This window comes from Paraburkholderia sp. TE9906 (assembly GCF_056279605.1).
Genome location: NZ_JBWCCT010000001.1, coordinates 658,400 through 681,906 on the forward strand (window position 1 = coordinate 658,400; position 23,507 = coordinate 681,906).

A 23,507-nucleotide genomic window follows, 5' to 3' on the forward strand; every position below is an offset into this window, starting at 1 on the left:
TTACAGCGCGCCGCACGCGCTCGCGACGATCACTGCGGGATCGCGCTGCGCCGTGTCGTACATCGCCTCGACGAGCGCGGCCCGATGAGTCAATACCGCGCGCTGATTGATCGAGCCCTTGTCGGTGATCTCGCCGAGGTCGAGCGAAGGCACGACGTCCATCAGCCGCATGCGCGCGATGGTGGTTGCGCTGCCGGTCGCGCCGCGATTGAGCGTGTCGAGCAACGACGCGAAGTGTGCCCGCACGGCGGGCGCATCGACCACCTCGCGCGAGCTCGTCGAGGCAGGCAGACCCGCGAGGCGCCTGCAATCGTCGAGTCGCGGAAACACCAGCAAACCGACGTCGTCGCGATTCATGCCCGCGACCACCACATCCTGCACGTACGGCGCGCCTTCGGAAATGACCCGCGCACGCATCGGCCCGACGCTGACGAAGGTGCCCGAACTCAGCTTGAAATCCTCGGCGACACGCCCGTCGAACAGCAGCCCCAACTCGGGCCGCGCGACGTCGACAAAGCGCACCGCGTCACCGCTGCAAAAATAGCCTTCCTCGTCGAACGCATTGGCCCGCTCCGTTTCGTTCGCGCGCCAGTAACCGGGCATCACATGAGGGCCGCGATAACGCGCTTCGAGCTTGTCGCCGACCGGCGCGAGCTTGACCTCGCAGCCATGCGCGGGCAGGCCCACGTATCCCGCGCTCATGATGGGCCCGGTGGTGAACAGGCACGATGGCGACGTCTCCGTCATCCCGAGTCCGGCCATGATGCGAATGCGCTCGCCGCAGTACTTTTCCGTGACGCGTTCAAGCCGGTCCCAGGCCGCTTGCGACAACCCCGCGCCCGAGAAGAAATACACCTTCACGCGTGAGAAGAACGTCCCGCGCAACTGCGCGTCCTGTTCCAACGCGATCGTCAGTTCTTCCCAGCCTTTGGGCACATTGAAGTAGATGGTCGGGGCAATGTCGCGCAGATTGCGCAGCGTGTCGCCGAACTTGCCGTTGACCGGCTTGCCGTCGTCGATATAAAGCGTGCCGCCGTTATAGAGCGCGATGCCCACGTTGTGGCTGCCGCCGAACGTATGGTTCCAGGGCAGCCAGTCGACCAGCACCGGCGGCTCCTTGGCGAACTCGGGAAACGTTTCGAGCAGCATCTGCTGGTTGCTGCACAGCATGCGGTGCGTGGTCGGCACCGCCTTCGGCAGTTTGGTCGAACCCGACGTGAACAGAAACTTGGCGATCGCGTCCGGGCTCACCGCCGCGTGAGCGGTATCGACCGTGGTGGGCGGGGTGCGCAACAGTTCGCTGAACGCCGTCACCTGGCGCCCGCTTTGCGACTCGCGCGGCAACGTTGCGGCGACGACCTCGACATCGGCCGGCACAACCGCGTCGATCGCCTTGGCGAACGTGTCATAGCCGCTCACGAAAACCAGGCCGGGCGTCAGCAGCTCGATCGTATGGCGCAGCTTGCCGTAGTCGCCGGATGCCAATGCATAGGCCGGAGAAATCGCCGCATACGGAATGCCGGCCCACATCGCGCCGAGCGCGAGTTGCAAATGGTCGAGATCATTGCCCGACAGAATCGCGACGGGACGTTCAGCGGACAGATTGCGCGCCAGCAACGCCTGGCCGATAGCGCGTGCGCTTTGCAACGCGTGCGCATAGCTCAGGCCGACCCATTGACCGTCGCTGCCGCGGCGCGCCGCCAGCCAGCGCTCGGGATGCGCCTGCGCGCCGCTCGCGAGCCGCTGCGTCAACCGCTGCGGATGCTCGCCGAGCGCTTCAGACGCTTGCAGATACCACGTATCTCCCTGCTGCCGCGTGCGCAACGACGAAGCGCCGATCGTCGTCGCCCGGTACCGCGTCGGCGCGCCGGCGGTGTTCGTTTGTGTCGGCTCGGAATGCAAAGCCTGTCTCCTGGAAAGGTGCCTGCGCGCCGTCTCGCGACGGCATCGGGCGCTCCGCCGATGCGGCGGAGCAACCTTCTCTACTGTGTCGATCAACCTGCGATGCGCGGACGATCAGATCGGATAGTGACGCGGTCCGGTCTGAATCGTGATCCAGCGCAGATCGGTGAACTCGGCAATCGACGCCTTGCTGCCAAAGCGCCCATAGCCGCTCTTCTTCACGCCGCCGAACGGCATCTGCGCTTCGTCGTGCACGGTCGGACCGTTGATGTGGCAGATGCCCGATTCGATCCGCTTCGCCACGTTCAAGGCGCGCGACACGTCACGGCTAAATACGGCGGCCGAAAGGCCGTACTCGCTATCGTTAGCAACCCGAATCGCTTCTTCGTCGCCGTCCACGCGCTGCACCGTGACCACCGGGCCGAAGGACTCATCCGCATACAGCTTCATGGCGGGCGTGATGCCGTCGACGATCACCGGTTGCATCACCGCACCCTCGACCGTGCAGCCGACCGGCAGTTGCGCGCCCTTGCCGCATGCGTCGTCGATCAACGCCTTGATGCGCCGCGCCGATGCCTCGCTTTCCAGCACGCCGAGCACCGAGTCCGCGGCTGCCGGGTCGCCCGCCTTCAAGGTACGCGCTTTGGCCGCGAGCTTCTCTACCAGCGCGTCGGCAATCTTGCGATCGACGATCACCCTCTCCGTCGACATGCAGATTTGCCCCTGGTTGAAGAACGCACCGAACGCGATGCCGGCCACGGCCGCATCGAGATCGGCGTCGTCGAGCACGACCACGGGTGCTTTACCGCCCAGTTCGAGCAAAGCCGGTTTCAGATGCTGCGCCGCATGTTGCGCGACGATGCGCCCCACGCGCGTCGAGCCGGTGAAGTTGACGCGCCGCACCGCAGGATGCGCGATCAGGCGTTCGACGATAGCCGGCGCATCTTCAGCGGCATGCGTGACGACGTTCACGACGCCATCGCCGAGGCCGGCCTCGTGCAACACGCTGCCAATCAGCCGATGCACGCCCGGACAGCCTTCGGACGCCTTGAACACGACCGTGTTGCCGCAAGCGAGCGGCATCGCGAGCGCCCGCGTGCCGAGGATGACCGGCGCGTTCCACGGCGCCATGCCGAGCACCACGCCGCACGGCTGGCGCACGGCCATCGCGAGACTGCCGGGCACGTCGGAAGGAATCACATCGCCGTCGATCTGCGTGGTCATGGCGGCGGCTTCGCGCAGCATGTTCGCCGCGAGCATCACGTTGAAGCCGTACCAGTTCGGCATCGCGCCGGTTTCGGCCACGCCGGTTTCGATGAACTGCGCGGTACGCGCGTCCATCAGGTCGGCTGCGGCGAGCAGCCGCTTGCGGCGCTCGGTGGGCGCCAGCGCCGACCATGCCGGGAACGCACGCGCCGCGGCTTCGACCGCCGCGTCCGCATCGGCCAGCGTCGCGGCGGGCGCGCGCGAAGCGGCCTGGCCGCTCGCCGGATTGATCCGCTCGAACGTCTTGCCGTCCGATGCGCCGCGGCTCTCGCCGTCGATCAACAAAGTCACTTCATGCATAGGTGTCGTCTCCTCGCGTGTCTGTTTCGCTCGAACCTGGGTTCTGCGCAAGCGCTCAGCGTTTATAGGCTTGCAGGCCCGGCTTGATCGCCTTGTCGTCGAGGAACTGCTTCAGGCCCTGTTCGCGGCCATGCTCGGGATCGCGCAGTTGCGCCTGGTCGAGCTTGGCGTACAGGTAATCTTCGTTCTGCTCCCACGTCAATTCGCGGCTGCGCTTGAAGCCGTGCTTGGCCGCGCGCAACACCACCGGGTTCTTCTCCAGCAGCTTGCCGGCAAGCGCGCGCGTCGCTTCACGCAATTCGGCGCGCGGCACGCTGCTGTTGACGAGGCCCATTTGCGCCGCCTGCTGGCCCGTGAAAGTCTCGCCCGTCATGATGTAATACAGCGCCTGACGATGCCCGACCGTATCGGCCATCGCCTTGCTCACCAGATTGCCCGGCGGAATGCCCCAGTTGATTTCGGAGAGGCCGAACACCGCTTCGTCCGCGGCGATGGCGAGATCGCACGCCACCAGCGGCGAGAAGCCGCCACCAAAACACCAGCCGTTGACCATCGCGATGGTCGGCTTCGAGTACATGCGCAGCAGTTGCCATTGCCAGCGCGACGCGTCGCGGCGAATCTTTTCCTGCAGGATTTCCGGACCCGCATCGATCTCGCGGAAATATTCCTTCAGGTCCATGCCGGCGGTCCACGCATCGCCCTCGCCGCTCAGCACGAGAACCTGCGCTTCGGCGTCGAGCTCGACCGCCTCCAGCACCTCGATCATTTCCTTGTTCAGCGTCGGGCTCATCGCGTTGCGCTTCTCGGGACGGTTCAACGTCACCCATGCGATACCCTCGAGAACATCGACCTTGACGGTTTTCCAACGGCCTTCGTAATTCATCTGTTTTCTCCGTGAATGTCGACCGGCGTAGCGGCCTGATGGACACATTTAATATCAGGTTGCCTGATATGTAAAGCGGAAATTCGCGGGCTCGGTGCAAACCCCTAGCGACGGTTTCGGGGGTCCGGCGCGCTAAGATGCGGGATAGACCGAACCTCCTGTCCATCATGAGCAAAAATCAAAAGCCAGCCGCCGAACCCACCGCCGCACGCACCCGCCGTTCAAGCCTGCGCCTGACCTATGTGATCGGCAGCCTGGATCGCATTCTGCGGCGCCGCATGAGTGAAGCGCTCGCGCCGCTCGGTCTTACGCTCGCGCAATTCACGGCGCTTTCCGTGCTGGAGGCGAAGGGGCAGGCGTCCAATGCGCAAGTCGCCGAGCGCTCGTTCATCACGCCGCAATCGGCCAACGAAGTGATGAACGCGATGGCAAGCCGCAACTGGGTCAGCCGCGAGCCGGACCCGACGCACGGTCGCATCGTGCTGCTGCAATTGACGGACGAAGGGCGCGCCGTGCTGCGCGAATGCGAACTGGCCGTCAAGGCCATCGAGAAACAGATGATGGAAGGCATCGAGCTCGACGCGGCCGGCGCGCTTCAGACTCACCTCGAAACTTTCGTTCGGAATCTGCGCGGCTAGATTCTCCGCGCCGCTAGAGTGCTAGGTGTTTTCACCGAAGGATTTGCACTTGTTTTATCAGCCTACCTGATATTAAATCCACACCACGATGCGGCGTGTGGAGAGACGCCGCATTGCCGCGTAGCACACGCGCCATCACGCGGACATCGACCCGATGCGCCGCGCGCCGCGGTGTGGCGAGGCGTCCCATCACGCGCCTGATGCCGATCTGACTACCGTTTTGCCGAGGCCGTCCGTCAACCCGGACGGCTCGGGCCTGCACGCGCGTTGGCGCCGGGCCGGCATCTGCCGTACTTCATCGAAACCGGAAAACCACGCATTTTAATAAGGATCACTAACGTGAAAAGAACCGGAACATTGGCTCCGACGCAAGGCGTTTCGGCCCCGGCGGCATCCGGCCGATCGGGCGCCGCGATCACGCTCGGATTGTGTTTTGCGATTGCGCTGCTCGAAGGGCTCGACCTGCAGTCGGTCGGCGTGGCCGCACCGCGCATGGCGCGCGAGTTCGGCCTGTCGGTCGCACAGATGGGCCTCGCGTTCAGCGCCGGCACGTTCGGCTTGCTGCCGGGCGCCATGTTCGGCGGACGACTCGCCGACCGGATCGGCCGCAAGCGCGTGCTGGTGATTTCCGCGTGCCTGTTCGGCCTGCTCTCGATCATGACCGCGCTGGTCAGCGACTTTCACATGCTGGTGATCGTGCGCGTGCTGACGGGAATCGGGCTCGGCGGTGCGCTGCCGAACCTGATTGCTTTGTCGTCGGAAGCGATCGAGCCGCGTTCGCGCAGCACCGCCGTCAGCGTGATGTATTGCGGCATTCCGTTCGGCGGCGTGATTGCGTCGGTGATCGGCGTGATGAGCGCGGGCGACGCCGAGTGGCGCCATATCTTCTATGTGGGCGGTGCGGGGCCTTTGCTGCTGGTGCCGCTGCTGCTCCTGTTTCTCGCGGATTCGAAGGCATTCACCCAGGCCTCGCACGAAGGACGGATCAAGCCCGCGCCAGTCGGCGAAATCCTGTTCGGCGGCACGCGTGGACTCTCCACCGTACAGATCTGGGTCAGCTACTTCTGCACGCTGATCGTCCTCTACTTCCTGCTCAACTGGCTGCCTTCGCTGATGGCCGCAAGCGGTCTGTCGCGCGCGCAGGTCGGCTATGTGCAGATCTTCTTCAACGTGGGCGGCGGGATCGGCGCGCTGTGCATCGGCATGTTGATGGATCGGATGCGCTCGGGCGTCGTGGTGGCGGGCATGTACGTCGGCATCATCGCGTCGCTCGCTGCGCTCTCGATGGCACCCGGCTTCGGTGCGCTTGCGGCCGCCGCGTTCTTCGCGGGGATGTTCGTGATCGGCGGGCAATCGGTGTTGTACGCGCTGTCCGCCGCGTTCTACCCGACCGCGATGCGCGGCACCGGCGTCGGCGCGGCGGTGGCCGTGGGCCGCGTCGGCTCGGTGGTCGGGCCGCTGGCCGCCGGTCAATTGCTGGCGATGGGGCGCAGTTCGTCGACCGTGATCGGCGCAAGCATTCCCGTGACGGTGATCGCCGCCGCGGCCGCTTTGCTGCTGCTGCGCCGCCCGCGCGCCGACGACTGAGCGCAGCGCCGCAAGAAGACCCGACAACAACAACACGTACGTTCAATCAAACGGTTTGGAGACATCCTTCATGCAAGCATCCGCACGCCTTCTACTCTGCGGCGCCCTGTGCGCGGTCAGCGGCGCCGCCGCAGCGCAATCGAGCGTGACACTGTACGGCATCGTCGACACCGGCATCGAATACGTTTCGCACGCGAACGCAGCGGGCAAGAGCGTATTCCGCATGCCGGCCGTCACCGGCGAGTATCCGTCACGCTGGGGACTGCGCGGCAACGAAGACCTCGGCGGCGGCTATAGCGCGGTCTTCACGCTGGAAAGCGGCTTCAATGTGCGCGCCGGCGATCTCGGCCAGGGCGGGCGGCTGTTCGGCCGTCAGGCGTTCGTCGGCATCAAGAGCCCGTACGGCACGCTCACGTTCGGGCGCCAGTACACGATGACCTATCTCGCGCTGATGGGCGCGGACCTGATCGGACCGGACATCTACGGGCTGGGCTCGCTCGACGCGTATGTGCCGAACGCGCGCGCCGACAACTCCATGACCTACCTCGGCAGCTACGCAGGGGTGACGCTCGGCGCGAATTATTCGTTCGGCCGCGACGCCGCGGGCACCGGCAACTCGCCGGGCCAGGGCACCTGCACCGGTTCGGTTCCCGGTCATGCCACGGAATGCCGTGAATGGTCAGTCATGCTGAAGTACGACGCGCCCTTGTTCGGCGTCGCGGCTTCATACGAAGAACAGCGCGGCGGCAGCACCGCAGCAGCGAATTTTTTCGACGGCGTGGCGCCGACTCCGCTGATCAACGCGGCCGACAAGGACATCCGCACGCACGTGAGCGCCTACGCGAACCTCGGCAGCAAGGCCAAGCTCGGTGTGGGCTGGCTGAATCGCCGTGTCGACACGGCGTCCGCCGCGCTCGCCGATGTGCGCTCGAATCTGTTCTTCGTCGCCGCATCGTATTTCGTGACGCCCGCTTTCATCGTCGACGGCGAGGTCTATCACATCACCAATAGCGACCACGACACGCGTGCCACGATGGGCACGCTGCGCACCACCTATCTGCTGTCGAAGCGCACCGCCGTCTACGCGCAAGGCTCGTATCTCGCCAACAGCGCGAAGGCGCGCTACTCGGTCAGCGGCGGAGGCGGCGGCACGACCCCTTCCGCAGGCACCGGTCAGACCGGCGTGATGCTCGGCATTCGTCATTCGTTCTAGGAGATCCCGCATGAACATGAAGCGCACGTCTATCGCGCTCGCAGCGGCTGCCGCTCTCGGCCTCGCCGCATGCGGCGGCAATGACGCCGACAGTGCCAGCAACGGCGGCGGTAACAGCAGCGCCAATGCGTTGCCGCAACTGAGCGCGGCCAAGCCCGGCACGCTCGCGGGCAATTGCGCGGCGCTTGCCGCGAAACTCGCATTCGCCAACACGGTTTTCACCACGGTGACGGACGTGGCGGCCGGCACGCTGAAAGTGGCCGGCAAACCGATCGCCGAACACTGCCTGATCCAGGGCAACTTGAACCAGCGCGTGAGCAGCGTCGACGGCAAGACGTATGCGATCGGCTTCGAGATGCGCTTGCCGCTGGCATGGAACGGCCGCTTCTTCTACCAGGCCAATGGCGGCCTGGACGGTAACGTGCTAACCGCCACCGGCGAGATCGGCGGCGGCGGTCCGACCAACGACGCGCTCAACATGGGCTTCGCGGTCATCAGCTCGGATGCGGGGCATAGTGCTTCGCAGAATCCACTGTTCGGGCTCGACCCGCAGGCGCGCATCGACTACGGCTACAACGCGGTCGCCACGCTCACGCCGATGGCCAAGCAGGTGATCAAGCTCGCCTACGGCAAAGCGCCGGACCGCAGCTATTTCGACGGCTGCTCCAACGGCGGCCGTCACGCGCTGGTCGCGGCAGCGCGTTCATCGGCCGAATACGACCGCATCATTGCGGGCGATCCCGGCTTCCACCTGCCGAAGGCCGCGATCGGCGAGATGTGGAGCGCGCAACAACTGGCGAAAGTGGCGACCGCGACCACGGCCAATGGCCTGCCCGACATCACGACCGGTTTTACCGCCGCCGAACGTCAACTGGTCGCCTCGAAGATACTCGCCAAATGTGACGCCCTCGACGGCGCGAGTGACGGCCTCATTCAGGATATCAAGGCATGCCAGGCAAATTTCAGCCTGGCCAGCGACGTCCCCACCTGCGCGAACGACGCGCGCGACGGAAGCTGTCTGACGAGCGCGCAAAAAGACGCGATCGGCAACGTGTTCTCGGGCGCGCGCAACAGCGCGGGCACGGCGCTGTACGCAAGTTTTCCGTACGACGCGGGTCTCGGCCAGGGCTGGTCGGCATGGAAGCAGGCTAATTCGATCACGCTCGATCCGGCCGCGGCGGCGTTCACGTTCACCACGCCGCCGCAAAGCGCCGCCGTGTTGAGCCAGTTGTCCGCCTACGCGCTGAACTTCAGCATGGACACCGACGCGCCGAAGATCTTCGCCATCAGCGGCGCGTACAGCGAGTCGGCCTGGTCGTTCATGACGCCGCCCGACGAAACCAGTCTGGGCGCATTGAAGCAACGCGGCGCGAAGCTGATGGTTTATCACGGCACGAGCGACCCGGTGTTTTCATCGAACGACACGACCGACTGGTATCAGCGCCTGAGCGCGGCCAACGGCGGCGACGCGTCGAACTTCGCGCGGCTCTACACGATCGCCGGCATGAACCATTGCAGCGGCGGCCCGAGCACCGACCAGTTCGACCTGCTCACGCCGATGATCGCGTGGGTCGAACAGGGCAAGGCGCCGGACGGCGTGCTCGCGAGCGCACGCGACGCGAGCAGCGTCACGCCCAACGCGGACGTTCCCGCCGGCTGGGGCACGGGACGCACGCGGCCACTCTGCGCGTATCCGAAAGTGGCCCGCTACCAGGGCGGCGACGTCAACGCGGCGAGCAGCTTCGTGTGTAGCTGAGCCGCACGGAGCGCGCGGACCGGGACCCGGACCCGCCCGCGCTCTGCGTCGCTCGCCGCCCCGCGCGTGAGCATCGCCTGCGCCTCGCGCATGCATGTCGTTTTTGCATGCGCGAGGCGACATCGTTACATCGGGTTGAAGACAGACCCGCCCATCGCACGTCGATAAGCCTCGACCACCGCGTCTCCTCCCCGTCCGCCACATTCATGCAGAGCCCGGTCCACGCCAGCGTTTCATTCCCGAGGCGCCCGATGGCCGGATAGAATCACGGACGTTCGATTCCGATGTGCGTCACCGCGCCAGCGGGAATGCGAATTGCTGGCCATGTTCAATTCGAGCACAAGACGGTTCCGGCAGGCACCGTCGCTTTTCCGCACTCTGGATGACAGATCGACAATGACTATCCCCGAATCTCAACCGTTCTCCCGGCCTGGGGCGACTCCTTCGAGCGCGATCTCTTCTCACGGCGTCCGGGCCAACGTGGAAACGGGTGTGCCCGGTTTCGACGAGATCCTGGGCGGGGGTCTGGTCCGCGGCGGCGTCTATCTGCTCGAAGGGATGGCCGGGGCCGGCAAGACGATCCTGTCGAGCCAGATCGGCTTTCATCGTGTAAGCCGGGGCGAGAAGGTGCTGTACATGACCCTGATCGCCGAGTCGCACGACAAGCTGCTGGGACACCTCAAAGGCCTGAGCTTCTTCGACGAGACCGCCGTCGCGCAGCAAATGCTGTTCGTCTCCGGCTATCACGAGCTGATGCAGGACGGTCTCGACGGCTTCCTCAAGCTGATTGCGTCGAGCATCTACGACTACCGGCCGAGCCTGATGATCATCGACGGTTTTCGCAGCGCGCGTGAGTTCAGCGAAACCGAGCTGTCGTTGTCGAAGTTCATTCACGAGCTCAATGCGCTGGTCGCGGCCATGGATTGCACCACGTTGCTGCTCGCGCCGCTCTCCGGCAACGAACCGCATCCCGAGCACACGCTGGTCGACGGTCTGATCGAGCTGAACCGCTACAACGACGGCATGCGCCGCGCCCGCGAAATCGAAGTGCACAAGATGCGCGCGCGCAATCATCTGATGGGCAAGCACTTCTTCCGCATCGCCGAAAGCGGGCTGCTGATGTACCCGCGCCTCGAAGCGCAATGCGCGATGAAGCCAGGTCCGGTGGATCTCTCCACGCGCCTCGGCTTCGGCTTGCGGCATCTGGACGATCTGCTCGGCGGCGGCTTCGCGCAAGGCTCGACGACCACGCTGATCGGGCCTTCGGGCGTCGGCAAGACCCTGCTTTGTTTGCAGTTCCTCGCGGCCGGCGTGGCGCGCGGCGAACGCTGCGTGTACCTCGGCTTTTACGAAGGACCGCAGCGGCTGATCGGCAAAGCCGAAGCGGTCTCGGTCGCGCTGACCGAGGCGTACGAAGACGGCCGCCTCATCGTCCAATGGCAACCGGCCATCGAACTGGCCGTTGACGAACTCGCCGCCAACGCGCTCGCCACCGTCAAGAGGATCGGCGCGTCGCGCATCGTGATCGACGGTGTGGAGGGCTTCCGCGATTCGGCGTTGCGCACCGAGCGCTTCGGCCTGTTCCTGAACGCGCTGCTGCATCAGCTTCGCGAAGTCGGTGTCACGACGCTGCTGACCGAAGAACTGCCGCTTTACGCCGACCCCGGTTACGCGAAGAGCGTGCGGGTCTCGGCGTTGACCGAGAACCTCGTGCTGCTGCGCTATGCGGAGTTCGAGACCGGTCTGCGGCGCATGATTTCCGTGGTCAAGCAGCGCGAAAGCGCGCATGACACTTCGCTGCGCGAACTGGTGATCTCGTCGCAAGGCCTCGACGTGATCGACAGCGGCGTGTCGGCCAACGCGTCCGCGGCGCAGGGCTTGTCGGCCACGCTGCAGCCGCGGCGCACGACGTAGCCGCTCATGAAAACCATTCTGGTCGTGGACGACGAGTTCGACATCCTCACGGTCTGGCGGCTGCTGCTGGAGCGGCACGGCTATACCGTGATGACGGCGTCGAACGGGGCCGCCGCGCTCGAACAGATACGCAGGGCGCGGCCCGACATCATCGTATCGGACTGCATGATGCCGGTCATGTCGGGACTGCAGTTGTGCGCGGCGCTGTATGCCGACCCCGCTCTGCGCGACATTCCGATCATCCTGTGCAGCGCCGCGTCGGACATTCCGGTGCAGCCCAATCCCACCATCGCCTACGCGCGCAAGCCGCTTTCTTTCGACGCGCTGCTCGCGATGCTCGAACGCATGTCGGCCTGACGGCCGCCGTCGCGACCCGGCGGCGGGCGAATGCCGCGCCGCGTGCGTTCAACCCTCCATCCTTCGAGACACCCCTCGCCAACCGCCATGAAACGGCGGCCCGCGCAGATTGAGACGATCGCGCCATTTGTCGAGCTTTTGCCGCGTTCACCGGTTGGCCGCCGCCTTTTACAGTGAGCCATCGATCGCGCAACACCGGAACATCGGAGCGCGTCGCAACTTTCGGAGGCTCGGTGATGAACAGCAATCGTGGTGCGGTTCCAGTTGCTTTCTTCGGGATCGCGGTGGGCGCGCTGGCGTTCGCCAATTTGTGGCGTGTGGCGATCAGGGTGTGGCACCTGCCCGCCGTGGCGGGAACCCTGCTGACGATCGCGGCGCTCGCCGTGTGGCTAGTGGTTATGGTCGCGTACGGGCATAAGTGGCTGACGCAGGCCGCCGACGCCCGTGCGGAAATGCAGCATCCGGTGCAATCGTCGTTTGCGGCGCTCGGGCCGGTGTCCAGCCTGCTCGCCGCGCAGTTGCTGGAGCCGTATGCGCATACCCTGGCGCTCGGCCTGTTCGGCGTGGCCGCGCTCGCGCAACTGGCGCTCGGCGTGTATCTCCATGGACGGTTCTGGCAAGGCGGACGCAAGCCTGAACTGATCACGCCGGCCATTTATCTGCCGACCGTCGCGCCGAGCTTCGTCGCCGGGACGGCTGCCGCCGCCTTCGGGTTTCATCAGCTGGGCGAGCTGCTTTTCGGCGCCGGCGTGTTGTCATGGCTCGCACTCGAATCGCTGACCCTGCACCGCGCCGCCGTCCATGAGCCGCTGCCCGAAGCGCTGCGTCCGATCCTCGGCGTGCAGCTCGCGCCGCCGGTCGTCGGTGGCGTGACGTACCTGAGCCTGAGCAGCGGCACGCCTGATCTGTTCGCGCTGGCCCTGCTCGGTTACGGGCTGTATCAGGCTTTGCTGCTGTTGCGCCTGCTGCCGTGGATCCGCCAGCAAGCCTTCGTGCCAGGTTACTGGGCCTTCAGCTTCGGCGTGGCCGCGCTGCCGACGATGGTTCTGCGGATGCTCGAACGCGGCGCCGCCGGTCCGCTCGAATGGGCCGCACCGGTTCTGTTCATCGCGGCGAATGTGATCATCGGCGTTCTGGTGGTGAAGACGGTGGGCTTGCTGGTGCAAGGCAAGCTGCTGCCCGCAAGCGCCACCCCGGCGGCACCCGTCAGGCAAGCGCCCGCCGGTTCGCGGGTTCCGCAGGCGAGCTGATGGGTGAAAGCGGGGAGATGCGTCTCCCCGCTTTCACGTCAAAGCACCCAAGCCTCAATGCATCGACGCATCACGGCATCACGGCATCAACAGCGCCATCAAAACCCGTGCAACGACACCACGATCAACGCGGCCCCCGCCACCGCCACGACATCCTCGATCAGCGCCGCCGGCGCATCCCGTCCGAACGTGCGAGCCAATGCGCTGCGCACCTTCGCACCGGCGAGCGTGCCGATCACCGCGCCTGCCGCACCGACCACCGCACCGAGCACCCCCACGATCCAGCCGCCCGCCAAACCGCCGTGCGCGCCGCTGATCGCCGCGCCGCTCAACGCGCCCGCCACGATGCGCGCGCCGAATTGCAGCGGCACTTTGCGGCTGGGCGTTTCCGGCAGTTGATCCGTAATCAGTTCGACGACCGCCAGCAACGTGAAGATGTACGGCGTCGCGGTGAAGCCGAGAAACGCGAGCGGCGTGCCTTGCAGCGGCAGCCATCCGAGATGCGCCGCCCAGCTGACGGCGGCGGGAGCGGTCATCGCGCGAAGGCCGGCGACGACGCCGATGAGCAAGGCCAGGACGTACACGGACATAGTGGACTCCGAATCAGGGCAATGATGCACGGTTGGACAAGCCGACGGCTTACCTGGACGAACGTCGGCAGAATGTGTCGAGCATTTCACCTGGACAGTCAACTTCTCACCGCATCCATCGAGACGATCCGCCGTTGCCGGAGCGGTTGCCCCCGGGGGTTGCCCCCTTTCGGTGTGACCCTAGTGTCGCACAATTCGACTGGCGAAAACGCGGGCGAGCGCCTGCGCCGGCATCGACCTCGTTCGGGTCATGCACGCCGGATAGACTGCGCCACCAGCGCGCCGACGTTCGCAATCGCCGCATTGCTGCGGGTCGCGTCGCCGTCCGTTTCGGTCAGATAGACGGTCACCAGTACCGGTCCACGGCCGGGTGGCCACAGGATCGCGATGTCGTTGGCGGTGCCGCGCTCGCCGGTGCCGGTTTTATCGCCGACGCCCCAGTCCTCGGGCAGCTTCGCGCGCAGCCGTGAGCCGCCGGTCTGGTTGGCCGCGAGCCACGCCAGCAATTGCGCCCGCGATGCGGCCGAAAGATGCTCGCCCAGCACGAGTTCGCGCAGGTTGCCGAGCATCGCGTTGGGCGTGGTGGTGTCGCGCGGATCGCCGGGAATCGCTTCGTTCAGTGCGGGTTCGATACGGTCCAGCCGCGTCATGCCGTCGCCCAGGCTGCGCGCGAATGCGGTGACCGCCGCCGGGCCGCCGAAGCTCGCGAGCAGCAGATTGGCCGCCGTGTTGTCGCTGAGCGTGAGCGCCGCCTTGCACAATTCGCCGATGCTCATGCCCGCGTCGCCGGTCAGTTCGCGGGTATGCCGGCTCGTGCCCGGCGAGTTCGGCACGAGATCGCTGGCGGAGAACACCACGCGCCGCTGCAAATCCTCCTGCCCGCGGTCCACGCGCGTCAGCACCGCGCCCGCCGCCAGCAGCTTGAAGGTGCTGCACATCGGGAAGCGCTCGTCCGCGCGTAACCCGGCGTGCAAACTGGTGGTCGTATCGACGATCGATACGCCCAAGCGCCCGCCGCTTGCCGCCTCGATCCGCGCGAGCCGCTCGCGGATCGCCTCGGCGTCGGCCAGCTCGCTCCCACGCGCGGGACCGCCTGCCTTCATCGTCTTTCCCAGCGCGCCCGTGCTGCCAAGCGCAACTCCAGCTATCGAAACACCCAGCACCGCACCCGCGAACTTCCGTCTCGTGATCATCGCCGCTCCTTGTGTGAAGCCGCCACTATCGGTTTTCCCCCCGGCGCTGACAAACGATGATAAGTTAGCCGACTCACAAGAAAATCTTATGCCTTCACCATGAGACCGCATCTTCCGCTGAACGCTTTGCGCGCGTTCGAATCGTCCGCGAGACACCTGAGCTTCACGCGCGCCGCGCTCGAACTGAACGTCACCCAGGCCGCCGTCAGCCAGCAGGTCCGCACGCTCGAGGAACGGCTGGGCACCGCGCTTTTCAAGCGTCTGCCGCGCGGCCTTGCGATGACCGACGAAGGCCTCGCGCTGCGCCCGGTTCTGAGCGACGCGTTCGACCGCATCGAAGCGGTGCTCAAGCAGTTCGAAGGCGGGCATTTTCATGAGGTGCTGACAGTCGGCGTGGTCGGCACGTTCGCGGTGGGCTGGCTGATGCCGCGCCTCAAATCGTTTCGCGAGGCGCATCCGTTCGTCGAACTGCGGCTGCTGACGAACAACAACCTCGTCGATCTCGCCACCGAAGGGCTCGACTTCGCGATCCGCTTCGGCGACGGCACGTGGCCCGGCTCGCTCGCCACCCGGCTGCTCGATGCGCCGCTCGCGCTGCTGTGCACGCCGGAGATCGCCGCGCGTCTGTCGAAGCCCGACGATCTGGCGGGAGAGACCCTCCTGCGTTCGTATCGCGCGGACGACTGGATGAACTGGTTCAACGCCGCCGGTATTCCGCCGCGGCCGGTTCGCGGGCCGGTGTTCGATTCGTCACGCCTGATGGTGGAAGCGGCGATGCAAGGCGCGGGAATCGCGCTCGCGCCGGCGCTGATGTTCGATCACGAGGTCAATACGGGGCGCCTCGTGCGCCCGTTCGATGTGGAAGTCCACGCCGGCAGCTACTGGTTGACCTATCTGAAGGGCAAGCCGATGACGCCGGCGATGCTGCTGTTCAGTCAATGGATCGTCAACGAAGCGGGACAGCGTTCGCCGGACTAGCACAGCGCGCTGCGGCGATGACCGTTCATCGCGGGCCGTTCGGCTTGCGGCGGGAATACGTTCCACGAACCGTCGCCGTGACGGAAGAAGAAGATCGATAGCAGGCCGCCGGGCCGCAGCGCTTCGACGCACACATAGCGTTGCGATGCGCGGTGGTAGAACCGCACGACGCGCGCGGGCATCGACGGGGTGGGTGCGAGCCATTTGTCGACGGCCCAGTGCAAGGTTTTTTCTGCGGCAACCATGATGTTCTCCTTGAATCCTGTCGCGTTTGAATCGTTAAACCGTTGAGTCGTTGACAGCGCCGTTGCGCTTTCACGCCAGTTGCGCAGCCACCTCGGCGCCCTTCGCACCGCTTTCGACGAAAGCCTTCACCAGACACACCAGCGCAAGCACGCCGGCACTCGGATGACGCAGGCAGCCATGCACCTGTTCGCTGCGGCTTTCGCCGAGCAGGCACCATGCGCAGAAGTGTTCGCAGTTGTTGGTCAGCAGGCGGTAGCGGTTTTCGCCGAGACGGGAGCGCGCGCGGCGCACGGCTTCGTCGCCGATGTAGCGGGCGCTCGGGGTCGAGCGGATTGACAGCGGCTGGCCGGCGGCGAAGCGCGCCAGTTCCACTTCCTCGACCGGGCCGCGATGCGCGGAACTCGCGAAGCCCGCGTAATGGACCACGCGGCCATTACCCACATAGATGCCGTGATGTTCGTAGCCGCGCCGTTGCGTGACGAGATGCGCGCCGATCGGCAGGTCGATGGTGGACGGTGCAGCCTGGCGCGCTTCGTTGCCGGTACTGTTCGTCTGAAGAAGAGGGGTGTTCATGGCTGGCCTCGTTTCGATTTCCAACACTGTTGCGAGGTCATGTGCATCATCCGGGCCATGCGCGCGAAAGCCTTTATTTAAGGCACTTTCGGGTTGTTGGGTGGGATACGGGACGGTCCGTGTGTCAGCGGTGAGCCGACAGAATTCGCCCCGATGTGTTGGTGCGCGACGCTCTTTACGGGGTTCCAGCCATGCCGCTTTCTGCTGTTGTTCCGTGCATCGGCGCGTGACCGCAAGCTGCCCGCATGTGTTGGGTCATACACCGCCGCGCGTGGGCGTTTGTTGGCTGCAAACCGACCGATCAGCGCCCGTGTAAGCCGACGCTGCGTGCGCAGGCGCGCGGAATCGCCGTGCAATCAACGCGTTACGACAATGCCGGGGATGGGGCCGCAAAGTGGCATGGCACTTGCACTATCACGTCCAGATCCTTTTAAACCGCGCGCGTAACCGGCGCGGCAACCGGAGAACGTCATGGCTTGCATCACAGTAAACGACCTCACGCTGAACCTCGCGCTCGACCGTAAAGCGATGGCGGCGATTCGCGGCGGCGGTGGCGCGCCATGGGTCTATGGCTGGATTCAGCCGTATGTGCGCAATACGCCGAGCATGGGACCTGTCGTGAACCTGTACGAGGTGTCCAACAACTTCTATGCTAACCAGATGATCAACCAGTTCCAGTCGGTCGACGTCTACAACACGGGCGCGAACTCGAACATCGCTGTCTCTCCCGACGCACGCAGCAGAAACGATACGGTGTAGCCGTTGTGACTTGTGCGAGCCAATTTCGCTGGACGTCGTGCGCGCGTTCCGACGCCGGACGCGTCCGCGAGATCAACGAAGATGCCTGCCTCGACCAGCCCGCCCCCGGGCGCTGGGCCGTCGCCGATGGCATGGGCGGGCACGCGGTCGGCGATCTGGCGAGCCGTCTCGTGATCGATGCGTTGAGCCGGCTCGCTGCGCCGCTCAGCATGAAAACGCTGATCGCCGATGCCCGCACCCGGCTGCAAACCGCCAATCGTCAACTACGCGACGAAGCCGCGCGCCGCCAGGTGCAGCGCATTGGCAGCACCGTCGTCGTGCTGCTCGCTTGCGACCGCTTCTGCGGCTATCTGTGGGCGGGCGACAGCCGTATCTATCTGTACCGCGCAGGACAGCTGCGGCAACTCACGCGCGATCACAGTCAGGTGGAAGAACTCAAGTCGCTCGGCGTAATCACCGACGAAGAGGCGCGGCATCATCCGGCGCAGCATATGATCACGCGCGCGGTGGGCGCGACGGACCGGCTCGAACTCGACGACGATGCGATCGAAGTCGCCGACGGCGACGTCTTCCTGCTCTGCAGCGACGGCTTGAGCAACGAGCTGAGCGACGACGAAATCATCTCGGTGCTGACCTCGGCGCAACGCGAGAACGCGTCCGAGGAACTGGTCGAACTGGCGCTCGCGCGCGGCGGTCGCGACAATATCACCGCAGTGGTCGTGCAGGCGGAAGACCCGAATGCGTCCGACAAAACCTTGCTGAATCCGTCGCCCTGAAGTCACCGCTTTGACGCCACGTTTGGCCGGCATCAAGTCTCGCCGTCTTCCTCGTCGCGCTCCCGCTCGTCTTCCGAGCCGTTCCTGCTGGCGGCCGGCGCATTGCGATTGCGGAAGTCCTTCGAGTGCAGACCATGCTTCTTCAGCAGCATCTGCAAATGCGAGCGGTTCATGTCGATCCGCCGCGCGAGTTCGGCCACGGTGCCGCTCACCTCGCGAAGGCCACGCTCCAGGAAGGCTTTCTCCGCGTCGTCGCTGGCGGCCCGTTTCGCGTCGCTCAGCGACATCAGATTCGCCACGCTGATCGGCTCCTGCCCGCTCGCGGGCGCACCGCTCGACACAGCCGCCGCCCCCGGCGCCGTCGGCCGCATGTCCTGCGGCAGATGATCGACGTCCGCCATATCGCTCGCGAGACACGACACGCGATACATCACGTTGCGCAACTCGCGAATATTTCCGGGGTACGCGTAGTTCAGCAGAAAGTCGCGCAAACGCGGCGTCAGTCTGACGGGCCTGCGTTTCAAGGTGCCGGCCGCTTCGTCGCCGAACCACGCTATCAGCAGCGGGATTTCATCGCGGCGCTCGCGCAACGGCGGCAGCGTCACGTGAATCACGCTGAGCCGGTAGAACAGATCCTCGCGGAATTTGCCCTCTTCGCTCAGTTGCCGCAGATTGCGATTGGTCGCCGCGACGATGCGCGTATCGACGGCGACGGTTTCATCGGAGCCCACGCGTTGAATCTCGTGCGCTTCGAGCACGCGCAGCAGTTTGACCTGGCCGGCGAGCGGCAACTCGCCGATCTCGTCGAGAAAGATCGTCCCCGTATGCGCGCTTTCGAATTTGCCCTTGCGATCATTCGACGCCCCGGTGAACGCGCCCTTGCGATGCCCGAACAATTCGGACTCCAGCAGGTTGTCCGGAATCGCGCCGCAGTTCACGGAGATGAACGGCTTGTCCGCGCGCGAGCCGTTCGCGTGAATCACTTTCGCCATCAGTTCCTTGCCGGTGCCGCTTTCGCCGTCGATCAGCACGGGCAAATCGGTGGGCGCCGCTTTCTCGGCGATTTCGAGCGATTCCAGCAGACGCGCATTGTCGCCGAAGGTCCCTTCGAAAATGAAGCTGCGTTCGAGCAACGCCTTTCTGCGCGCGCCGCGCGATTGATCGACCGGCGTCTGCGGCTCGGCGGCCACCGCCGCCTGCACGAAGCGCTCCTTGTGCGAAAGCTGCATCACTTCGTCTCGCAACGAGGTGGCTTGCCTGAGGAGCTTGTCGATATCCGCGCGTTCGAGGCGCGACGACCAGCGCAACGTCGAGCGCAAAATCTCGATCCGCTCGATCAGGCCCGCGTAGGAAATCGCGGGGCTGGCCTCTTCAATCTGGTCGAGTATCTTCATCATTACGCGCTCAACTGTTTCTGGACCAGTTGGTAATACATCCCGCCACGCTGAATCAGCTCATCGTGACGGCCCTGTTCGACAATCGCCCCTTCGTACAGCACGAGAATCTTGTCCGCGCGCATGATGGTGCTGAGCCGGTGCGCGATGATCACCGCCGTACGGCCCTTCAGAATGTCATGCATATTGCCGAGGATATTGCTTTCCGACTGCGAATCGAGCGCCGACGTCGCTTCGTCGAACACGAGCAGACGCGGGTCGTGATACAGCGCGCGGGCGATGCACAGCCGCTGGATCTGTCCGCCCGACAAACCGATCCCACGCTCGCCGACAATCTGTTCATAGCCGAGCGGCATCTTGCTGATGAACGCGTGCGCGTCGGCCATCTTGGCAACTTCCTCGATGCGGCGCCGGTCGGGCGCATCGTCGCCGCTCGCGATGTTCTCCGCGATCGTGCCGGAGAACAGCAGATTGCTTTGCATCACATAGCCTATCTGCGCGCGGTAATAGGCTTTGTCGACCACACCGAGATCGTAGCCGTCGATGCTCATTTTCCCGTCGGTAGGCGTGTAAAAGCCGACCAGCAACTTCGCGAGCGTGGTCTTGCCCGAGCCGCTTCGCCCGACTATCGCCACCAGCTCGCCGGGCTTGATGTCGAAGCTGATATTTTCGAGCACATAGGCCGAGTCGTTGTCTCCATAGCGGAAATAGACGCCGCTGAAACTGATCTCGCCTTGCAGTTCCGGCAGCATCACGCGCGAGGGCAAATCCTGCGGCTTCTGTTCGGGCTCGATGTCGAGCACGTCGCCGAGCCGTTCCATCGCGACGCCCGCGTCGTTCAACATGCTCCATAAACCGACGAGCCCCATCAGCGGACCCATTACGCTGCCCATGAACGCATTGAATGCGATCAACTGACCGATCGTCATTTCGCGCGCCAGCACCAGATTCGCGCCGACCCAGAGAATCGCAATGGTCGTCGCGGCGTTCAGCAACTGACTGCCGAATCCGACCAGAATGTTGAACGCGTGGGCGCGATACTGCACTTCGAGCGCCTTCGCGTACTTCTTCTCCCAGCGCAAACGCACCGGCCGCTCGATGCCCATGCCCTTGATGGTCTCCACGCCCGCAAGCGCCTCCATCAGAAACGACTTCGAATCGGTCGACGCGGTAAACACCTCGCGCGCGTAGCCTTTGATCTTCGGCGTGACGATCGCGGTCAATGCCATGATCGGAATCACGAACGCGATCAACACCAGCGTCATCTTCACGTTGTAGACGAACATGATCGTGAAGTAGATGAACACCATCAGCAGATTCAACGTGGTGGTGACGGTGGACTCAGTGAGGAACGCCCGGATAGTCTGGTTCTCCTGAAAGCGCGCGAAGATGTCGCCGGTCTTGCGCTTCGCGAAGAACGAGAACGGCAGCGACATGGTGTGCTTGAAGAACTGCGACATCATCGCGAAGTCCATGTTGCGCACCATGAAGTTGGCGAGATACGCGCGGATCGTCGACATCAATTGCGAAAACACGTTCGCGATGATCAAGCCGCCTATCAGCAGATGCAGCAGGCTGACGTTCTGATGCACGATCACGCCGTCGAGAATGTTCTGGATGATCAGCGGTGGAATCACGCCCAACACCTGAATCACGAAGGTGGCAAGAAACAGATGGCCGAGTATCTTCTTGTACGGCTTCAAATAACCGACAAAACGTATCCACGGCGAACGCGCCGCCGACATTTGCACCAGATGCGGGCCGCCGGTGAACAGCAGACACGTGCCGCTCCAGCCGCGCTCGAAATCCTCGACGGTCAATTTCCGGAAGCCGAGCGCCGGGTCCGCGATCCACACGTAATCCTTCGAGAGCCCGTACACCACGACGTAGTGATAGCCCTCCCAGTGGATGATGAACGGCAGATCGAAACCGCGCAACGAATCGAACGTGCATTGCACACCGCGCGCCGTGAAGCCGAGCGATTCGCCGGCGCGCGCGAGGCTGTCGAGTGTCGCGCCCTGGGTCGTGACGTTGGCGAGTTCGCGCAATTTGCCGAGCGTCATCGGAATACTGTAGTGGCGGCACACCATCGCGAGACACGCGGCGCCGCAGTCCATCTCCTCCGCCTGTTCGACCAGCGCGAAGCGTTTGATGACCTTCTCGCCGAACTCGGGCTTGCTTTGCAAGTCGAGCATCAGCGGTAACTTGCGGCGCTGTTCGAGCCGCTTTTGCCGCTGCAATTCGCGGTCGCCGTAGCGGATGCGCTCGTCGAGCACTTCGCGCAGCTTCGGATTGCGTTCGAGGATGAAGTGAACCGTGCGCTCCGGAATCACCAGCAGCCGCGTATCGGTCGTCGCCACGACGGAGGCCATCTGCTCCTGGCGCATCAAACACGCTTTTTCGCCGAATATCTCGCCTTCGCCGAGGGTCGCGAGCGTATAGTCGTGGCCCTCCTCGTGCCGCACGATACGCACCTGGCCCTGCCGCACCACGTAGAGCCGCCGGTCGTCGCGCCCGTCCTGCTTCAGAATCTCCTTGCCCGCGGCAACCCGTTTCACGCCGACGCTGCGCACATACTCTTCCAGCTCGGCCTTGTTCAGCTTGCCGCGCAGATCGAACAACTGCGCGACGAAGCCGCCCGCCGAGCTGATCGCCACATAGCTCGCGACGAACGCCAGCGCGGCCGGATTGCCGGCCATCACCGGTTCAATCGCGGCGCGCGGAATGAACAGCAACTCGGTTTTCGCCGATGACCGCACCGACGCTTCGTGCATGTACGTGCGCAACATCGCGATGTCGGCGAAGATTTCGCCCGACTTGCGCACGCCCATGCTGGTTTCCTTGCCGTGCTCCTCCGTGAAAATGCGCACCGAACCCGAACGCACCACGTAGAGCCCGTCGGCCATCTCGCCCGCGGAGCAGACCGTTTCGCCAAACGAATAGAAGCGCGCTTGCGCGTAGTCGGCAAGACGCTCGATTTCATCGCGCGAGAACGGCGAGAGAATTTCCACCGAGGCGAGAAACTCGGCGGCGGAAGGCGCGGCCTGGGGTGCGTCCATGTACTACGGACCTCCGTTCGGCTGACTGCGTTGGGTTGGTTCGAGTGGTACAACTGCGCTGTGGCGCGAATGAAGCAAAGCGCGCAAAGGGTACAGACCTGTTAGCGCGCTTCGATCACATGCTCCTGGGCGCGCGCGATCAGCCAGCTTTCGCGCAGCAGCCGCCTGACTTCGGCGGCCACGTCCGCATCCAGCGTCGCCGGATACTTGGCCGTCACCGCGAAAATCTCGAAGCACGAGCGATCCGCCGACGCAAACGGCCCCAGCAGATCGCCCACCGCCGCATTGAAAATCTTCGCTTCGATGTCCGGCTTCAACGAGCCGCGCAGCACCTTGCCGATCACGCCGCCCGCCTCACGCGTATCGGCAATCGAATGTTCGCGCGCCATGTCGGCGAAACTGTCGGGGTCGTCGTGCAGATACGAGATCATTTCCTTCGCCTTGCCCTCGCTGTCGAGCACGATATGGCTCACTTCGATCGCGTCGAACTTCGGCGAATTGAGTGCGAAGTAGTCGCGGATCGCAGCTTCGTTGCCGACCTCGTCGAGCATCTTCTCCTGGTACAGCCCGTCGGTAATGAACGCTTCGAACTCGTCGAGGCTCACGTGCAGCACGTCGAGGTATTGGTTCATGTCGGTCGCGCGATGCAGGCCGCGCACGCGGCGGAACTGATCGGCGCGCTGCTGGATCTCGTCGGCAGTCACCGCAACGCCGTGCTTTTTCGCTGCGTGCACCGTGAGCTTGTCGCGCACGATCTGTTCGATCAGGCTTTCGAACTGGCCGGTCAGTTTCAGAAGACGAATGAACTCGGACACGTCCACGACTTCATCATCGATACGCACTATCGCGGTCATTTCACTCGCTCCTTTGATT

At 64.6% G+C, this 23,507-nt stretch carries 20 protein-coding genes; 10 read left to right on the forward strand and 10 right to left on the reverse strand.

Annotated elements, in window-relative coordinates; all coding sequences use genetic code 11:
• The 3 genes from ACZ9H4_RS02920 to ACZ9H4_RS02930 all read right to left on the reverse strand — a co-directional run bounded on the left by ACZ9H4_RS02920 (position 1) and on the right by ACZ9H4_RS02930 (position 4,351).
• The gene (locus ACZ9H4_RS02920) at positions 1 to 1,902 is read right to left on the reverse strand and encodes a feruloyl-CoA synthase (RefSeq protein WP_476118184.1); all 1,902 of its coding nucleotides are present in this window, start codon (positions 1,900 to 1,902) and stop codon (positions 1 to 3) included.
• A 114-nt stretch (positions 1,903 to 2,016) separates the two neighbouring features.
• Positions 2,017 to 3,468, reverse strand: a complete 1,452-nt coding sequence (locus ACZ9H4_RS02925) for an aldehyde dehydrogenase (RefSeq protein ID WP_408147481.1) — start codon at positions 3,466 to 3,468, stop codon at positions 2,017 to 2,019.
• 55 nt (positions 3,469 to 3,523) lie between these two features.
• Positions 3,524 to 4,351, reverse strand: a complete 828-nt coding sequence (locus ACZ9H4_RS02930; RefSeq protein WP_476118185.1) for a p-hydroxycinnamoyl CoA hydratase/lyase — start codon at positions 4,349 to 4,351, stop codon at positions 3,524 to 3,526.
• A gap of 137 nt (positions 4,352 to 4,488) precedes the next feature.
• Between ACZ9H4_RS02930 and ACZ9H4_RS02935 the strand changes: the two genes are divergently transcribed.
• The 7 genes from ACZ9H4_RS02935 to tehA all read left to right on the forward strand — a co-directional run bounded on the left by ACZ9H4_RS02935 (position 4,489) and on the right by tehA (position 13,066).
• The gene (locus tag ACZ9H4_RS02935; protein WP_408151775.1) at positions 4,489 to 4,989 is read left to right on the forward strand and encodes a MarR family winged helix-turn-helix transcriptional regulator; all 501 of its coding nucleotides are present in this window, start codon (positions 4,489 to 4,491) and stop codon (positions 4,987 to 4,989) included.
• Positions 4,990 to 5,328: 339 nt separating this feature from the next.
• Positions 5,329 to 6,576: a 3-(3-hydroxy-phenyl)propionate transporter MhpT gene (gene mhpT / locus ACZ9H4_RS02940; protein ID WP_476118186.1), complete on the forward strand. Its 1,248-nt coding sequence runs from the start codon at positions 5,329 to 5,331 to the stop codon at positions 6,574 to 6,576.
• 70 nt (positions 6,577 to 6,646) lie between these two features.
• Positions 6,647 to 7,789 (forward strand): porin, encoded by a 1,143-nt coding sequence (locus ACZ9H4_RS02945; protein ID WP_476118187.1) that lies wholly within the window; start codon positions 6,647 to 6,649, stop codon positions 7,787 to 7,789.
• Between the two features lie 16 nt (positions 7,790 to 7,805).
• Positions 7,806 to 9,545: a tannase/feruloyl esterase family alpha/beta hydrolase gene (locus tag ACZ9H4_RS02950; RefSeq protein ID WP_476118276.1), complete on the forward strand. Its 1,740-nt coding sequence runs from the start codon at positions 7,806 to 7,808 to the stop codon at positions 9,543 to 9,545.
• Between the two features lie 396 nt (positions 9,546 to 9,941).
• Entirely contained in the window at positions 9,942 to 11,459 is a 1,518-nt protein-coding gene (locus ACZ9H4_RS02955; RefSeq protein WP_476118188.1) for an ATPase domain-containing protein, read from the forward strand.
• A gap of 6 nt (positions 11,460 to 11,465) precedes the next feature.
• Positions 11,466 to 11,816, forward strand: a complete 351-nt coding sequence (locus tag ACZ9H4_RS02960) for a response regulator (RefSeq protein WP_408147469.1) — start codon at positions 11,466 to 11,468, stop codon at positions 11,814 to 11,816.
• Positions 11,817 to 12,052: 236 nt separating this feature from the next.
• A complete protein-coding gene (gene tehA / locus ACZ9H4_RS02965; RefSeq protein ID WP_476118189.1) occupies positions 12,053 to 13,066 on the forward strand; it encodes a dicarboxylate transporter/tellurite-resistance protein TehA in 1,014 nt (337 codons plus the stop codon).
• A 98-nt stretch (positions 13,067 to 13,164) separates the two neighbouring features.
• Here the strand turns inward: tehA and ACZ9H4_RS02970 are convergent, their stop codons facing one another.
• Complete coding sequence (locus ACZ9H4_RS02970; protein ID WP_408147465.1) at positions 13,165 to 13,656, reverse strand: DUF4126 family protein; 492 nt, start codon at positions 13,654 to 13,656, stop codon at positions 13,165 to 13,167.
• Positions 13,657 to 13,904: 248 nt separating this feature from the next.
• On the reverse strand, positions 13,905 to 14,849 hold the full coding sequence (gene bla / locus ACZ9H4_RS02975) for a class A beta-lactamase (RefSeq protein WP_476118190.1): 945 nt from the start codon (positions 14,847 to 14,849) through the stop codon (positions 13,905 to 13,907).
• A 99-nt stretch (positions 14,850 to 14,948) separates the two neighbouring features.
• Between bla and ACZ9H4_RS02980 the strand changes: the two genes are divergently transcribed.
• Positions 14,949 to 15,827, forward strand: a complete 879-nt coding sequence (locus ACZ9H4_RS02980) for a LysR family transcriptional regulator (RefSeq protein ID WP_408151769.1) — start codon at positions 14,949 to 14,951, stop codon at positions 15,825 to 15,827.
• Here the strand turns inward: ACZ9H4_RS02980 and ACZ9H4_RS02985 are convergent.
• Together ACZ9H4_RS02985 and ACZ9H4_RS02990 are read right to left on the reverse strand one after the other, a co-directional pair.
• On the reverse strand, positions 15,824 to 16,072 hold the full coding sequence (locus ACZ9H4_RS02985; RefSeq protein WP_408147459.1) for a hypothetical protein: 249 nt from the start codon (positions 16,070 to 16,072) through the stop codon (positions 15,824 to 15,826). The two genes, ACZ9H4_RS02980 and ACZ9H4_RS02985, sit on opposite strands and share 4 nt — an antisense overlap.
• A gap of 70 nt (positions 16,073 to 16,142) precedes the next feature.
• The gene (locus ACZ9H4_RS02990; RefSeq protein ID WP_408147457.1) at positions 16,143 to 16,646 is read right to left on the reverse strand and encodes a lecithin retinol acyltransferase family protein; all 504 of its coding nucleotides are present in this window, start codon (positions 16,644 to 16,646) and stop codon (positions 16,143 to 16,145) included.
• Positions 16,647 to 17,117: 471 nt separating this feature from the next.
• On the opposite strand from ACZ9H4_RS02990, the gene ACZ9H4_RS02995 reads away from it, so the two are divergent.
• Both ACZ9H4_RS02995 and ACZ9H4_RS03000 read left to right on the forward strand, forming a co-directional pair.
• Complete coding sequence (locus tag ACZ9H4_RS02995) at positions 17,118 to 17,405, forward strand: hypothetical protein (RefSeq protein ID WP_168667506.1); 288 nt, start codon at positions 17,118 to 17,120, stop codon at positions 17,403 to 17,405.
• 5 nt (positions 17,406 to 17,410) lie between these two features.
• Positions 17,411 to 18,181 (forward strand): PP2C family protein-serine/threonine phosphatase, encoded by a 771-nt coding sequence (locus ACZ9H4_RS03000; RefSeq protein WP_408327116.1) that lies wholly within the window; start codon positions 17,411 to 17,413, stop codon positions 18,179 to 18,181.
• Positions 18,182 to 18,213: 32 nt separating this feature from the next.
• On the opposite strand, the gene ACZ9H4_RS03005 is transcribed toward ACZ9H4_RS03000, so the two are convergent.
• The 3 genes from ACZ9H4_RS03005 to ACZ9H4_RS03015 all read right to left on the reverse strand — a co-directional run bounded on the left by ACZ9H4_RS03005 (position 18,214) and on the right by ACZ9H4_RS03015 (position 23,488).
• Positions 18,214 to 19,578, reverse strand: coding sequence for a sigma-54 interaction domain-containing protein (locus tag ACZ9H4_RS03005; protein WP_408327113.1), 1,365 nt, complete (start codon positions 19,576 to 19,578; stop codon positions 18,214 to 18,216).
• Complete coding sequence (locus ACZ9H4_RS03010) at positions 19,578 to 22,634, reverse strand: peptidase domain-containing ABC transporter (RefSeq protein WP_408151763.1); 3,057 nt, start codon at positions 22,632 to 22,634, stop codon at positions 19,578 to 19,580. The genes ACZ9H4_RS03005 and ACZ9H4_RS03010 overlap by 1 nt, the downstream gene beginning before the upstream one ends.
• 101 nt (positions 22,635 to 22,735) lie before the next feature.
• Positions 22,736 to 23,488: a peptidylprolyl isomerase gene (locus ACZ9H4_RS03015; RefSeq protein WP_408327108.1), complete on the reverse strand. Its 753-nt coding sequence runs from the start codon at positions 23,486 to 23,488 to the stop codon at positions 22,736 to 22,738.
• Positions 23,489 to 23,507 lie beyond the last annotated feature (19 nt).